Source organism: Staphylococcus sp. FSL W8-0304 (genome assembly GCF_038006565.1).
Lineage (GTDB): Bacteria > Bacillota > Bacilli > Staphylococcales > Staphylococcaceae > Staphylococcus > Staphylococcus epidermidis.
Map to the genome: position 1 here is coordinate 2,029,831 of NZ_JBBOVL010000001.1, position 15,131 is coordinate 2,044,961.

Annotated in this window: 16 protein-coding genes and 1 other RNA gene; 3 read left to right on the plus strand and 14 right to left on the minus strand. The window is 31.9% G+C overall.

Annotation, left to right across the window (positions count from 1 at the left end):
- Nucleotides 1-332: 332 nt before the first annotated feature.
- The 6 genes from NST35_RS09650 to NST35_RS09675 form a co-directional block, all read right to left on the minus strand.
- Nucleotides 333-1,133 (minus strand): exotoxin, encoded by an 801-nt coding sequence (locus NST35_RS09650; RefSeq protein WP_002457255.1) that lies wholly within the window; start codon nt 1,131-1,133, stop codon nt 333-335.
- A gap of 936 nt (nt 1,134-2,069) precedes the next feature.
- The gene (locus NST35_RS09655) at nt 2,070-3,032 is read right to left on the minus strand and encodes a Kiwa anti-phage protein KwaB-like domain-containing protein (protein ID WP_038812403.1); all 963 of its coding nucleotides are present in this window, start codon (nt 3,030-3,032) and stop codon (nt 2,070-2,072) included.
- Nucleotides 3,033-3,191: 159 nt separating this feature from the next.
- On the minus strand, nt 3,192-3,683 hold the full coding sequence (locus NST35_RS09660; protein WP_002457566.1) for a terminase small subunit: 492 nt from the start codon (nt 3,681-3,683) through the stop codon (nt 3,192-3,194).
- A gap of 4 nt (nt 3,684-3,687) precedes the next feature.
- The gene (locus tag NST35_RS09665; protein ID WP_002457567.1) at nt 3,688-4,029 is read right to left on the minus strand and encodes a hypothetical protein; all 342 of its coding nucleotides are present in this window, start codon (nt 4,027-4,029) and stop codon (nt 3,688-3,690) included.
- Nucleotides 4,030-4,031: 2 nt separating this feature from the next.
- A complete protein-coding gene (locus tag NST35_RS09670; RefSeq protein ID WP_032604466.1) occupies nt 4,032-4,490 on the minus strand; it encodes a pathogenicity island protein in 459 nt (152 codons plus the stop codon).
- Between the two features lie 60 nt (nt 4,491-4,550).
- Entirely contained in the window at nt 4,551-5,027 is a 477-nt protein-coding gene (locus NST35_RS09675; RefSeq protein ID WP_002457569.1) for a hypothetical protein, read from the minus strand.
- Between the two features lie 53 nt (nt 5,028-5,080).
- Here NST35_RS09675 and NST35_RS09680 point away from each other — a divergent pair, with 53 nt between their 5' ends.
- Genes NST35_RS09680 through NST35_RS09690 form a run of 3 tightly spaced genes read left to right on the plus strand, consistent with a single transcriptional unit; the run spans nt 5,081 to nt 6,735 of the window.
- A complete protein-coding gene (locus tag NST35_RS09680) occupies nt 5,081-5,377 on the plus strand; it encodes a hypothetical protein (protein WP_002457570.1) in 297 nt (98 codons plus the stop codon).
- Nucleotides 5,378-5,386: 9 nt separating this feature from the next.
- The gene (locus NST35_RS09685; protein ID WP_032604468.1) at nt 5,387-6,493 is read left to right on the plus strand and encodes a site-specific integrase; all 1,107 of its coding nucleotides are present in this window, start codon (nt 5,387-5,389) and stop codon (nt 6,491-6,493) included.
- An 11-nt stretch (nt 6,494-6,504) separates the two neighbouring features.
- The gene (locus tag NST35_RS09690; protein WP_002457572.1) at nt 6,505-6,735 is read left to right on the plus strand and encodes a hypothetical protein; all 231 of its coding nucleotides are present in this window, start codon (nt 6,505-6,507) and stop codon (nt 6,733-6,735) included.
- 93 nt (nt 6,736-6,828) lie between these two features.
- Here NST35_RS09690 and ssrA read toward each other — a convergent pair.
- The 8 genes from ssrA to gpmI form a co-directional block, all read right to left on the minus strand.
- Nucleotides 6,829-7,190: a transfer-messenger RNA gene (gene ssrA / locus NST35_RS09695) on the minus strand.
- A 105-nt stretch (nt 7,191-7,295) separates the two neighbouring features.
- Entirely contained in the window at nt 7,296-7,766 is a 471-nt protein-coding gene (gene smpB / locus NST35_RS09700; protein ID WP_001829588.1) for an SsrA-binding protein SmpB, read from the minus strand.
- A gap of 24 nt (nt 7,767-7,790) precedes the next feature.
- Complete coding sequence (gene rnr, locus NST35_RS09705; protein ID WP_002457573.1) at nt 7,791-10,169, minus strand: ribonuclease R; 2,379 nt, start codon at nt 10,167-10,169, stop codon at nt 7,791-7,793.
- 34 nt (nt 10,170-10,203) lie between these two features.
- Entirely contained in the window at nt 10,204-10,944 is a 741-nt protein-coding gene (locus tag NST35_RS09710; protein WP_002457574.1) for an alpha/beta hydrolase, read from the minus strand.
- A 299-nt stretch (nt 10,945-11,243) separates the two neighbouring features.
- A complete protein-coding gene (secG, locus tag NST35_RS09715; RefSeq protein ID WP_001829669.1) occupies nt 11,244-11,477 on the minus strand; it encodes a preprotein translocase subunit SecG in 234 nt (77 codons plus the stop codon).
- A gap of 68 nt (nt 11,478-11,545) precedes the next feature.
- The gene (locus tag NST35_RS09720) at nt 11,546-12,004 is read right to left on the minus strand and encodes a hypothetical protein (protein WP_002457575.1); all 459 of its coding nucleotides are present in this window, start codon (nt 12,002-12,004) and stop codon (nt 11,546-11,548) included.
- 165 nt (nt 12,005-12,169) lie between these two features.
- On the minus strand, nt 12,170-13,474 hold the full coding sequence (gene eno, locus NST35_RS09725; protein WP_001829595.1) for a surface-displayed alpha-enolase: 1,305 nt from the start codon (nt 13,472-13,474) through the stop codon (nt 12,170-12,172).
- A 138-nt stretch (nt 13,475-13,612) separates the two neighbouring features.
- Complete coding sequence (gene gpmI / locus NST35_RS09730) at nt 13,613-15,130, minus strand: 2,3-bisphosphoglycerate-independent phosphoglycerate mutase (RefSeq protein ID WP_002457576.1); 1,518 nt, start codon at nt 15,128-15,130, stop codon at nt 13,613-13,615.
- Nucleotide 15,131: the final 1 nt, after the last annotated feature.

Consider the following 15,131-nt stretch of genomic DNA (forward strand, 5'->3'; position numbering starts at 1 on the left):
ATTATACGAAAGGGCCTTATTTTTTTAAAGTATTTCAATGTAAAATTACATATGAATACAAAGTATTTTGGCGAGACTCTTGAGGGAACAGGACAAGCTGAAGACTACAGGCTGAAGCTGTCCCCTAAGAAAGCGAGCCAACAATACGAAGTATTGTAAATAAAGAAGCCAGTAAATGAATTTATAAAAAACTCATTTACTGGCTATTTTGCTAGGAATTATGTCCCAGCCTCTTAATCTTTATATATGCATCCTAAAAAGGCAAGCACCGAAGTACTTACCTTTCAAATATATCTAATACTTTCACTTTTTATATCAAAATCGGATTAACATTATCCATTCTTTGTTGTAAGGTGGACTTCTATCTTCACACTTTTAGAATCAACCATTTTATTGTCTTTGTATATCATTAAGTATTTAGATTGGTCAAACTTATCGCCTGGTGCAGGCATCATATCATACCAAAAAGTATTGCCGTTACTTTCAATAAATTTTATATAACCTGTTTCATATGGTGAACTGTTAAACTCATACAAATTTTTTTTATTAATTAAAAAATTCCTAGCTTTTATGTCTAGTTCTTGAGCTGTTACACTTTTCTTATCAGTTTGCACTTCAAAGGAAATTGTGTTTCTTTTATTTTCATAAACTCTTATAAGTACATTTTGTAAGTTCCCATTATCAAAGTGGTTTCCTTCATGTTTTGTTATTCCTCCATACATACAAGTTTTACCACTTGTAACCTTACCTACATTATCTTTGGATGAAAAATAGCAGTTTACATAGTAATTTGATCCATATACATCAACTACTTCATCTTTGTACTTATTTGCTAAATCTTCATTTAATAACTCTGTTTTCACTTTGTCATAGTTATTCAGTTTTTTATCATTAATGTTATAAATTAAATCATGTGCCAAAAATTTATCTACAGACTTAACTTTAGTTGCTGATACATAATGATCATCATATAAATATTTCATATTACCCATCGTACCAGTAAACTCACTTGATTTGTGCAAATCATCTGGCATAGGGTCTGGTTGACTCTCTGCTAAAACGTTGGGTATAAAAATAACTAGTATCAGTGCGAATATCAAAATTACACGTGAAACAAATAATCTCTTATACATTTTTTATCTCCTTTATCCAACATTCCCAAAAAGTATCTAGATACACTTTAAATATATGCTATAATCTAAAATATTCAATTAAAAAAATGTTAAAAGAAAATTAATTATATTTAATGATTTCGCGTTATTTCTAGGAATTAAGTTATGCTTGGAAATTAATTAACTATACTTCATCTGAACTTATATACAAAACTCTTTCTCAAGGAAACACAGGTCGTTTCTCAGCCTCATCTTTTTCTTACTATTATTGAAATTTCCAAATATTTATCTGTTGTTTAAAAATACATATCTATTTTTGTTATTTGATATAAGTTAAAAATTAATAGAATTCTTATGAACAACTATTGGTTATTATTCTTCTTTAAAACTAGCTGTATTTTATTAGTGATAGGCATAACTATTATTTTTTTATTACTAGATATCAACATTTGTATTTCATTCAAAGAATAATCTGATATAAAAAAATTATTAAATTGATCTTTATAAATTTTTCTGTTTTTTCTCATAGCAAATAGATTATAATAAAATGAATCTGTTTGCACATAGTATATATATATACAAAGTAAAAGTAATATGTTTAATATAACTGATTGATGGTCACTAGGTTTAAAGGTAGTCAATGGAATTATAAATGTGCCAAAGTAATTTAAAAAATTATAATCTGTATATGATATTCGAGAGTTTTCACTGAAAGTTTCTTCACTTTTTTTTGTGCATTTATGATTGATGAATAGTAATAATACAATAATAACTATAAGAATAAATAGACTAATCAAAACCTTAAATTTAAAATCATTTCCTAAAAGTTGAATTATATTTTTCTGTTTTATTGCAGTATAATAGTTTAAATTGGCAAAAAACAAGATAAAAAATAATGGTAAATAAGAACTAAGAAAAAATAACAATCTCTTTAAATAATACATATCCCATTCCCTTCTAATCTGAGGAGCCAAAAGTTTGAGATATAATAGAAATAAAATAATCGTCAATTATTAATTTAGTTATACTTTCTATATCTTCTTTATCGTTATATACAACTTTGCCCTCATTATTAATTTTAATCCCTTCGAAATTTTCAGCTATAATTCCTATTCTTTCTTTAAAATCTTCTTCATCAATTTTGCTATAATCAATATTTTTTTCTCTAAATTCATCTAATGCTTTACTGATTCTTTTAGTATAAGCTTTATTATCTTCGATTTCTTTTAAATAATCTTCTAACCCAATAAAATAATTTGATTTGCTAATCTCTTTAACGTGTTTGCGCGTTTCATCTTTAAACTTTTCTTCTAAATCAAAGAAATTTTCAAAATTATTTTTATTAAAGATATAAATCTGATCATTATATATAATAAAGTCAAAATATTCGCTTATACCGAATTTATCATTTTTAGTGATTTCTATTTCCTTTCCTTTAAACTTAGCTACAAAACCGTCATTTATACGATTAATTTTGTCTATTCTTCCTACTAAATATAAAGAGTTATCGTCTAATGAAACTTTATAAGTATAGTATTGCATGTCTTTTAATTCTAATTTATTCAGTTCTTTAGATAGTAACTGCGCTTTGAATTTATTTAATTGACTATTTAAATAAGATTCAGTAGTATAGTATATCTTTTCACTGTCTCCAGTTGTAGTCGGAGAGTATGGTAATACTTTTTTTTCGTAATTTTTCCCATTAGAACGATAATATATTTTTTTATCAAGCCCATATTTAAAAGTATTATATAAACGATTTAAAGTGCTGTTTTGCTCCATTTTCATTGAAATCCAAGCTCTTTCATTATTAATACTGTATTTTTTAATAAAATATATATCGCTTTTGGTCACTACGTTATCTATGTTTATATTTTTGTAATCATCTATTATATTTTTTATTGACTTGATATCATTCATTTCCCCTAAACCTCTTTCATGTGTAGTTTTATACATTATATATTTAAAACCACAAAATAAAAAGGTTATATATGAAAAAAGCAACTAATATCGGGGAATGATATTAGTTGCAACTACACAATATCATTGTACTATATTTTAGTAGCTAGTACTAATTATTTAATCATCACTCCTCAAACTTCCCCCTATATCATCAATAAATGTAGGCATTGTCATATTCACATCTACCTTATCAGTAAATATGCTGTGGTAACGCCCCAGTAAATCACGAGCTTTTAAACGATCACTCGGCTTAATAGGTACTTCTACAGTTTCGACATGCTCGCTATATACAAGGTTCATGCGTCCAGTGTCTGGATTACGCTCAAATGAGCTCCTCTTAACCACAACCTCTTTAGTCTCCATCTCATCACCTATTGCTGATTGTGTTAACAGATACAATGTTTCTTTAGCTGATAAAATAGTATCGTCCATAATCTCGTCTTTCTTACTTTTAATGTATTCGTCTACTTTATCTTTTCGTAATAACCTACTTCCCGTTACATGTGCACTATTCGGGCTATATCCTGCCTTTATAGCGCTTTGAGTAACGTTGAGTGTCTTAATATACTCATTCGCAAAACGCTCTTGTTTTGGCGTTAATTTGTCCATTGAATCACGCTCCTTGTTTTATTATTTTATTTAGTAAACCATCAAATAACTGTTGGACTCTTGTTTTAGACATTTCTAGTATTTGAGCTATATCATTAAATGTACGTCCATTACACAGAAACATAAAAATATTGTATTCTCTAAAATCCGCAATACGATCAACTAATATATCTAGCTCATTCATAAATATATGTTCATCTGCATTAATTGTTTGATATGAATATTCTTCTACATCATCATTTAACGTAAAGAATTCATTAGTTGATACGTCCTTATAATCATCATACACATTATTATGGTAGTTTAATATAAAGTCTTTCAGTGTCTCCTTATCACCAACAAACATAATCACACCACCATTGTATGTTGTGGCTCATTAGCCTTTGTTAAAGCCTTATCATGACTAATGTTGTATAAATCTACCTGCAAACGTTCAATGAGCTCATGTGACTTGATACGTCCATGTGATTGCATATATCTAACAACCTGCCGTTGCTCTTCTTGTGAATAGGTATTGAGTATTTGTTTTAATAAATACAATCGCATTGCTGAATCATCTTTAAAACGTTTCAAATTATCTTTAGTTTCACTAATCCATATCACTAAATTATCAACGGGATAAGATACAGAAATAACACCCATAATATCGTCACATGTTGTTATTGATGTGCTTAAGTGATACATTTCATCAATATGTGACTGTGCCGTCTTAATTTTAGAATTAATATATTTAGGATTATATTTTGTTAATAACTCATATTCAGATATCTTTGTTTGTTGATATGATTCATTAGTACGTTCCTGCACGATAATACCCCCAATAATATAGAATGAGCCTACCCCAATAAAGGATAGGCGTTAAATTGATTATTTTGTCACACTATTGATTGTGTCAGTGTATCGGTCATTAATTGTTTTGAAATCCACTGAACCGTACTCATTTTCTGTTACAACCACACCACTGTTTGCCATTACCGTTTGATTAATCACGTTATAGTTATACTCCAATTGAGCATATTCATCGTTGTTACGCTCTGGATATAAAACATTTTGTATCAATGTTTCAAAACTCATGGTTACTTTATTTTTTTCGCTTTCAGTAAATCGCTTATTGATGACATCTTGGAATAACTTCACTTCATATACCATCGTATTAGTAGCACTAGCGTTTACAATCATTGCGATAACTTCAGTGTTATCTAATAAATCAATTTTGGCTGATAGATCTTGACGCTTTAACATTTCAGATTGAGGATTGCTATAATCTTGTTGTGCTTGTTCGGTTAATGTATCTAATCTATTTTTGATATCTTCCATTAAATCTTTCTGGATTATTACCATCATTATCTGAATTACCTAATACACCACGTGAAGTGCAAAAGAAAGTCCTATCAAATATGATAGAAAATATATCAAATGATAATGAAACAGAGATAAAGGATAACTATATAAATTTACTAAACAAAAAATTAGAGTTCGATGAAATTCAATATTTAAAACATACTTATAATTTTTTAATTACTGAGATGAATGATGTGAATGAAAATGAATATTATTCGACAGATTTTATTATTAAACTAGGTCAACTAATTTCAAATTTATATCATAATAAAAATTCTCAAAACAATGAATATTATCAAGAAATCTTAAATGATTTCGATAAATTTTTAAAAGAATACATAAATATCAAGTAGGTGATTACCATAGAACACAACTTAAACCTATCCCACAATATATATAAAGACGCTAAACGTGGCACTTATTACTTTCGTATTAAATACTATGATAAGAAGAATCAACGTAAAGAAATAAAAAAGAGTGGCTTTAAACAACGTAAAGAAGCGTTGAAGAAATGTAATGAACTTATGGACGAGTTAGAGGGTATTGGACAAATAAATAAACTTCCTTTCGATAAACTCGTAGATGAGTATATAGAGTGGTATTCTGCACGTCGCAAGTCATCTAGTGTTAAAGCATTAAAGACACATACAAACAACCATTTGCTACCTTATTTTAAGTCTATGGATGTCTTTAATATGACTACACAGGATGTTATGAAGTTTCAGAATACTAAGTTAAAAGAGGGACACTCTGGAGAGTACCTAAAAAAAATGCACGTGTTCCTAGTATCGTTACTTAACCATGCTATGAAGTTTCATGATCTAAAGCAAAATGTAGCCTCTCTAGTAGGTAACTTTGAAATTGAATCAAATAAGCGTTTGAACTATTGGACATTAGAACAATTCAATCAATTCTATGAGGCTTTAGCTACACAACAACAAAAGTTATTCTTTAAGCTACTGTTTTACTCTGGTGCACGTAAGGGGGAAATTAGAGCTCTCACATGGCGTGATATTAACTTTGAAGATGAATTTATCCATATAAACAAAACGGACTATCACGGTGAAGTGACAGCCCCTAAAACAAAATCAGCCATACGTGATATATACTTACCTACTCACATGATGAATGATATTAAAGATTATTTAAATTGGTACAAAGAAAACAATGTATATAAAGATGATTATGTATTATTCGGTACATTCTTCAAAGCATACAGTGAATCAACTATAGATCGTTGGTTTACCACTGCATTAAAAGTGTTAGATGAACAACTGCCAGACGGTCATACATTCCCTAGAATTGTAATTCATGAGTTAAGACATAGCCATGCGTCTATGCTAGTCAATCATGGTGCAAGTATCATGGTAATAGCACAGCGTTTAGGCCATGCTGATAGTAATGAAGTATATAACCGATACGGTCATTTATACCCCAGTACACAGAAAGAAATAGTTAAATACTTATAAGGAGATTATATATGAAAATATTTAATTGGAATATTATTAATGAAACTGGTTTCGATATCACTTGTGACTACTTTTCAAAAGATATAATCATTGTTGATAAAGCAACAAATAGACAACTCGTATACTTTAAGTACAATATTAAAGAAGATATTTATACTGAAGATGAAAAGGTTCATAAAGTAATTACACAAATTAATACTATGGATAAATCAATCACGATTTATGATAATATTGCGTCCTAATTATAGGGCGCTTTTTATGTGCTGGGGCATATCTGGGGCAATATTGGGGCAACGAAAACAAAAATCCCACAACCACATGGGTTGCAGGCTATATAATGGAGACGGCGGGATTCGAACCCGCGTCCAGAGGTCCTGATACAAATCTTTCTACGTGTGTAGTTTATTGATAATTTTCGCATCATGCTAAGCAATAAACAACCAACATGATACTAGCTTGATTATATTTCATCTAAACAGACTTCAAGCGGCAGTGTTTAGCATATCCTACTAGGGTTGAATCGCGTTAACAGCACGTAGGAGATGCTGTTAGGCGATGCAGTGGCTATTACGCAGCTACTGCGAAATTATTGTTTGATTTGTCAGTTATATTTAACCGAAATGTGTTGATGACGGAGACAGCCCTCCGACACGCTTAATAAGCTCGGGGGACCCCTGTCGAATCCAAGAACGTCCCCTCAATTCAAATCAATCTAACAAAATACTTTGTTAAATCATTAATAAAACAATTTGACACTGCAATCAATCATATCAAAGATGGCCCGATTAAGCAATGATATTGCTTAATAACGGGCTTTAACTGCGCGATCAATATCTCGTTTTACCGCTTTTTCTTTAAGTGCTTGACGTTTGTCGTATTTCTTTTTACCTCTAGCAACGCCTAATAAAACTTTACATTGACCATGTTTTAAATATAACTTCAACGGAATAATAGAATAACCTATTTCTCGTGTACGCTCACCTAATTTTTGAATTTCTTTTTTGTGCAAGAGTAATTTACGTGTACGTAAAGGATCATGATTAAAACGATTCCCTTCTTCATATGGTGCAATATGCATATTATTCAGGTACATTTCGCCTCGTCTCACTTGCGCAAAGCTATCTTTTAAATTGGCACTACCACGACGTATGGATTTAATTTCAGTACCTCTTAAAGCAATACCCGCTTCAATTGTATCTTCAATATTGTAGTCATGTCTTGCTTTACGGTTTTCAGCTAACGTACCTGGTGATTTTGATTTTTTCTTAGCCACTATTACTCACCTCATCTTTGCTGACTATTTTTTCTTTCGACGTGATTTCTTCTTCACACTTTTATCTTTATAAAAAGGTTTGTGGTGCGTATTACCTTGTTTATCTTTTTTACGAGCATTTTTACCTTTACGTTGCTTACGTTTTTTCTTTTTACCTTTACCATTACGATCACTTTTAGTATAGTCTAAAGATTTGCCACGTGTTTTAGCTTGAATGGTTTTCTCACGAGCAGGTCGTTGAGATGATGTCTTTTTAGGTAATGGCATGCCAACAATTTGGAAATCTATCATGCGTTCTTCCACATCAACATGTGTCACTTTAACTTTGACCTCATCACCAATGCGAAAGACTTTTGCTTGACGTTCACCGATTAGTGCCATTTGTCGTTCATCAAAATGATAATAATCGTCTGTCATATTGGCGATATGAACCATACCCTCAATAGTATTAGGTAATTCTATAAACATACCAAAATTAGCAACCGAGCTAATGATACCTTCAAATTCATCACCAATATGTTGAATCATATACTCAGCTTTTTTCAATTCATCAGTATCACGTTCGGCTTCAATGGCACGGCGTTCACGTTGTGATGTGTGCTCGGCTAATTCTGGCAACGTCTCTTCCCAACGATGTATTTCTTTCTTATCCATGGAATTCTCTATTAAATATTTACGAATTAATCTATGCACTGTTAAATCAGGATAACGGCGTATTGGAGACGTAAAGTGAGTATAGTACTCAGCAGACAAACCAAAATGCCCTAAATTAACATCATCATAATGTGCTTGTTGCATAGAACGTAACATCATCGTTGAAATAACCATTTGTTCCGGTCTACCTTCAACTTCTTCTTGAATGTTTTGTAATGTTGTCGGATGAATATCTTCACCTGTACCTTTAATCATTATACCGAAATTGGTAATAAAGTCGAAGAACTGTCTTAATCGGTCGGATTTTGGTTGTTCATGAACACGATAAATAAATGGTACTTCCAATTTATTGAAGTGTTCAGCTACTGTTTCATTGGCTGCTAACATGAACGATTCAATTAAACGTTCTCCTTCGCCGCGTTCTCTCATTAGCACTTCTGTTGGAATACCTTCGTCATTCACAAGTACTTTCGCTTCATTAATATCAAAATCAATTTCTCCACGACGTTTACGCATACGAATTAATCTATTTGATAAATCTTGCGCTAAATCTAACATAGGTGTTAAATCTTTATATTGTGAACGTATTTCAGAATCTTGATCAGTGATAATTTTGTTAACAGCATCATATGTCATTCTGTAGTTTGAATGTATTACACTATCAAAGATTTCATGTTTTACAACTTCGCCTCGTTCATTTATTTCCATTCGACAACTTAATGTTAAACGATCTTCTTCCGGATTTAATGAGCATATTCCATTACTTAGACGATGTGGAATCATCGGGATTACTCGATCGACAAGATACACACTTGTCGCACGATCATATGCTTCTTTATCTAAAGCTGAGCCTTCTTTTACATAGTAACTTACATCTGCAATACTAACTGTAAGCTCGGTGTTGCCATTTTTTAATTTTTTTACAGCAATGGCATCATCTAAATCTTTAGCATCTGCACCATCTATAGTGATTGTTAATTCATCTCTTAAATCACGACGCCCTTCGATTTCAGAGGGTTCTATTACATCCGGTACTTCTTCAGCTTCTTGTAATACAGCATCTGGAAACTCGATTTCTATTCCATGCTGGTAAATGATGGAAAGTATATCTACACCTGGATCATTTTTATGACCTAATATTGCTGAAACGTGGCCTTCTGGATTGTCTGTACTATCGGCATACTTCGTAATTTGTACTAATACTTTATGCCCATCTATAGCACCTAAATTTTGTCCTTTAGGTATAAAGATATCTTGCATTATACGTTTGTCATCCGGTAATACAAAACCAAAATGCTTTGCTTCGCTATACGTTCCAACAACTTGTGTAACTGAATGCTTTTCAATAGATTTTACTTCACCTTCAATTTTACCTTTATGTTCTCCACGAGATTTTTGAATTTCCACGATGACGGTATCTCCATCTAATGCTCTATTGATTTTAGTTGGTGGAATAAAAATATCGTCCATCTCGTCATCTTCAGGTCTTAAAAAAGCAAAGCCTTTTTTATTTTGACTTAACGTTCCTTTGATTAGTTTTGAATTTGTTTTGTTGGATTGTTTACGTTGATATCTGTCTGTTCTTGTACGTTCAATTAAACCAGACTGTTCTAATTCAACGAGTATTTTAATTAAATCTCTAAATGAGTCGGCACTGTTTAAACCTAACGCATCTTGAAAGTCAGATACTGACATGGGTTCATAGTCAGGTTGTTTTATCATTTCTTCGATGGATTGCTTTAAATTCATTATGCCCCTCCTTTCTCTCCTACATCTTTATTTTTTACTCTGTCCATTCCAATGATTCTAAAAATTGATATACATCTTCAAAGACTTTCTCTTTTTCTTTATCAATGGTAATCACATGACCTGAATGTTGATACCATTTGATTTCTTTCTCATCAGAATCGACATGATTATATATATAATTTGCTGATTGAGGATCAATCATTGTATCTTGTTCTGCTTGTACGACAAGTATTGGATCAATTACTTCATCGACATGTTCTTTAACTCCATTTAGTGTGTCACTCAGTTCTTTCAGTGTTTCAGTTGGATGAAATTGTTCCATTTCTTGATCAATTGTTTGTTGATCTTTGCCTTCATATTTTTTAAAGTTACGTGCATATTCAAGAAATCCTTCATAAATCGAACCTTCTGTTTTATTCTCCATAGGTGCACACATAGTTATAATCCCCTTCACGTCACGATTTAAACTTAGTTTTAATGCGAAGGCGCCGCCTAATGATAAACCAGCTACTGCTATTTCTTCGTAACCTTGGTCTACTAAATAATCATAACCATCTAAAACATCTTTAAACCAAACAAAAGGGCTAGATTTTAATATTTCTTCTGGAGGCGCTGCATGTCCTTCATATTGTGGAGCATAAGATGTATAGCCCTTTTTTTGAAGGTAACGCCCAAGTTGTCTTACATCAGCAGAGTTACCTGTGAAGCCGTGAAGAAGTAACACTGCACGTTTACCTTCTTCAAAAAAGAATGGTTTTGGTAGTTTAATTTGCATGATTAAAATCCCTCTCCCTTATGATAAGTACTCAATCTATCCTAAATAAGTTAAGTCTTTCATTATATTAGATATATTTAAAAACTCTTCATTATTATCAAAATGACTTGATAAATCATTATTCCCTTTAACATATGATTTAAAAACATGGTTGTCTTAATTATAAAATAAAAAAGTCCGACAAGTATATCGTCGGACTCAGGCTGATAATACTTAATAGCAAATGTGATTCATTTGCCCTATCATTTATCAGTCTTGGTTAAGATTCATTTACTTCATTAAAACAAATATAATATTCTCTACATACCTAAGTAACTAATACAAAACATAAGTACAAAGAATAAAATAGCTAAAATTATTGTTAATCTATGCAAGAATAAATCGACGCCACGTTGTTTTTGTTTACCAAACAATTGTTCAGCGCCACCACTAATAGCACCTGAAAGTCCATTACTTTTACCTTCTTGGAGTAATACAACAGTCACTAATGCAATACAATCTATAATTAATAAAACGATGATTAATGTATGCATAAAAATTGTCCTCCGTTCATTATATACGAAAGAAATTATAACACATCTTTATTGATGTAATCAAACTTCTATCTATTGAAAGTACTTTTACGTGTAATAGAAACAACTAGCATATAAATTGCTAGAATAATAGATCCAATCACTACAATTAAAATTGGTAAAACTGCAAGTACATTTTTTACATCTAAAATACCTTGAATAAATAAATAAAGATTTACGAGTGTAAATAGTGCATTAGAAATATATACGGCAAACATAAACCACCATAAATATGGATGGCGATTCCAGAAAGCAACAGTACCTGCTAAATAAGCTAAAATATACATAATGCCAGTGTATCGGTCACTATTTAAAATATTTTTCACTGCTGTATCTGATGTTTTTTGACCAGCTAAAGATAAAATTGATTTAGCTGTTGATTCATCTAATACAATAAAGTGGTGAAAGATAAGTAAAATACAAAACACTAATGAACTTATCGCAATTAAACGTCCAGTTCTTATTTCTTTAGCATTTGAGTCTGTCATAATTGTACTCCTTTTACAAAATTACTCACATTATTATATCAGTTTACATTAATAATTTAAAATGTACTTAACTAAAAAAGCCCGTTGCAGCCTCAACTCTGCAACGGACAATTCAATTAAGATATTAAATCATAAGCGTGAACTCTTATAAAAATTAAAGAGATATTATTTATCTAAATTGTAGAAAGATTTAATTCCTTCAAATTTAGCTGTTTCGTATAATTCATCTTCAATACGTAATAATTGATTGTATTTAGCAATACGGTCAGTTCTAGATAATGAACCTGTTTTAATTTGACCTGCATTTGTAGCAACTGCGATATCAGCAATTGTAGTATCTTCAGTTTCACCAGAACGGTGAGATACAACCGCAGTATATCCAGCTTTTTGAGCCATTTCAATAGCATCGAATGTTTCAGTTAATGTACCGATTTGGTTTACTTTGATTAAGATTGAATTACCAATACCTTGTTCGATACCTTTAGATAAAATTTCAGTGTTAGTTACGAATAAATCATCACCAACTAATTGAACTTTATCACCGATACGATCAGTTAATTGTTTCCAACCTTCCCAATCGTTTTCATCCATACCATCTTCAATAGTGATGATTGGATATTTACCAATTAATTCTTCTAAGTAGTCAACTTGCTCTGCTGCACTGCGTTTAGCACCGTGTTCACCTTCGAATTTAGTGTAATCATAAACACCATTTTCATAGAATTCAGAAGAAGCACAGTCAAATCCTAAGAATACATCTTCACCTGGTTTGTATCCTGCTTTTTCGATAGCTTTAATAATAGTTTCTACAGCGTCTTCAGTGCCTTCAAATCTAGGAGCGAAACCACCTTCATCACCTACTGCAGTTTCTAAACCGCGTTCACTTAAGATTGATTTAAGGTTATGGAAGATTTCTGCACCCCAACGTAATGATTCTTTGAATGATTCAGCACCTACAGGTAAAATCATGAACTCTTGGAAAGCAATTGGTGCATCTGAGTGAGAACCACCATTAACAATATTCATCATAGGTACTGGCAATTGTTTACCATTAAATCCACCTAAATATTTATATAATGGTTGACCTAATAAGTCAGCAGCTGCACGAGCTACGGCAATAGAAACACCTAAAATGGCATTTGCACCTAATTTACCTTTGTTGTGTGTACCGTCTAATTGAATCATCATTTTATCAATAGATACTTGATCTAAAACTGAAAATTCACCTTCAACGATTTCTGGTGCGATCATTTCGTTAACATTTTCTACCGCTTTAGTCACACCTTTACCTAAATAACGTGATTTATCTCCATCACGTAATTCAACTGCTTCATGTTCACCAGTAGAAGCACCAGAAGGTACTAATGCACGTCCGAAAGCACCGCTTTCAGTTAATACTTCAACTTCAACTGTTGGGTTACCACGTGAGTCTAAGACTTCGCGAGCGTAAACATCTGTAATAATTGGCATGTTTAATATCTCCTTTAATTATATTATATGACTATTATAGCCTTTTTCTAAACTTTTATAAAATGATAATACATATAAAATTAAGAAAATTTGAACATCTATACGTTGCTGTAAATTCTTAACCTTAATGCATCTATACTAATGTTTAATCAATGATTCACCTGTCATTTCAGATGGTTGCTTAACGTTTAATAAATCTAATAATGTCGGCGCTAAATCTCCTAAGCGTCCAGTTTCTCTTAATGTAACACCGTCTTTAGTTACAATAACTGGAACAGGATTAGTTGTGTGTGTCGTCATAGGTTGGTCGTCATCAGTTAACACTTGATCTGAGTTACCGTGATCTGCAGTGATGATGGCATGACCACCCATATCAATAATTTTGTCAACGACTTCACCAAGACACTCATCTACTGCTTCGATTGCTTTAATTGTTGGTTCTAGCATACCACTATGTCCAACCATATCTGGGTTAGCAAAGTTCAATAGAATTAAATCTAAGTCACCTTTGTCTAACTCTTCTAATAATGCATCTTTAACTTCATATGCACTCATCTCAGGTTTCAAATCATAAGTCGCTACTTTAGGAGAATCGATAAGTCTACGACGTTCTCCTTCAAACTCTTCATTTCGTCCACCACTCATAAAGTATGTTACATGTGGATACTTTTCAGTTTCAGCGATACGTAATTGTTTCAAGCCATTATCTTGAGCAACTTCACCGATTGTATTATTTAAGTCAACTTTTTCAAATACAATTTCAGCATCTACATTGTCATTATATTTCGTGAATGTAGCGTAGAATAAGTTGTCCACTTGTTCAACTTTAAATCCATCAAACGCTTTATTAGTAAAGATTTCTGAAAGTTGAGCTGCTCTATCTGGACGGAAATTATAAAAGATTACTGCGTCACCGTCGTTCACACCATCATTTTGGCCTTCAACTATAAACGGTTCGACGAATTCATCAGTCACATCATTTTTATAATTAGCTTCAACGCCTGCTTTAGCTGAAGTAAATGTAGGGCCTTCAAAGTTACGAATAGCATTATAGGCACGTTCCTCACGATCCCAACGCTTGTCACGGTCCATAGCATAATAACGTCCTGAAACAGAAGCGAATTGACCTACACCTAATTCTTTAAATTTATCTTCAGTTTCCTCTATATATTTCAAAGCAGATTTTTGATCAACATCACGACCATCTAAAAATGCGTGGACATATACTTTATCTATTCCTTGCTTTTTAGCTAATTCTAAAATAGCAAATAGATGCTTATAATGACTGTGTACACCACCATCAGAAAGCAATCCGAATACATGAAGCGCAGAGCCATTGTCTTTAACATGTTTAACAGCGTTATTTAATACAGTGTTATCAAAGAATTCTCCGTCTTCAATCGATTTATTAATACGAGTTAAACTTTGATATACGATGCGTCCTGCACCAATATTCATATGTCCTACTTCAGAGTTACCCATTTGACCTTCAGGAAGACCTACATCTAAGCCACTAGCTTCTATTTGTGTTGTAGGATATTTTTCATAATATCGATCAAAATTAGGTTTATGTGCTTGCTTAACTGCATTGCCATGTTCACTTTCACGATTTGCAAAACCATCTAAGATGATTAAGGCAGTTGGTTGTTTTACCATA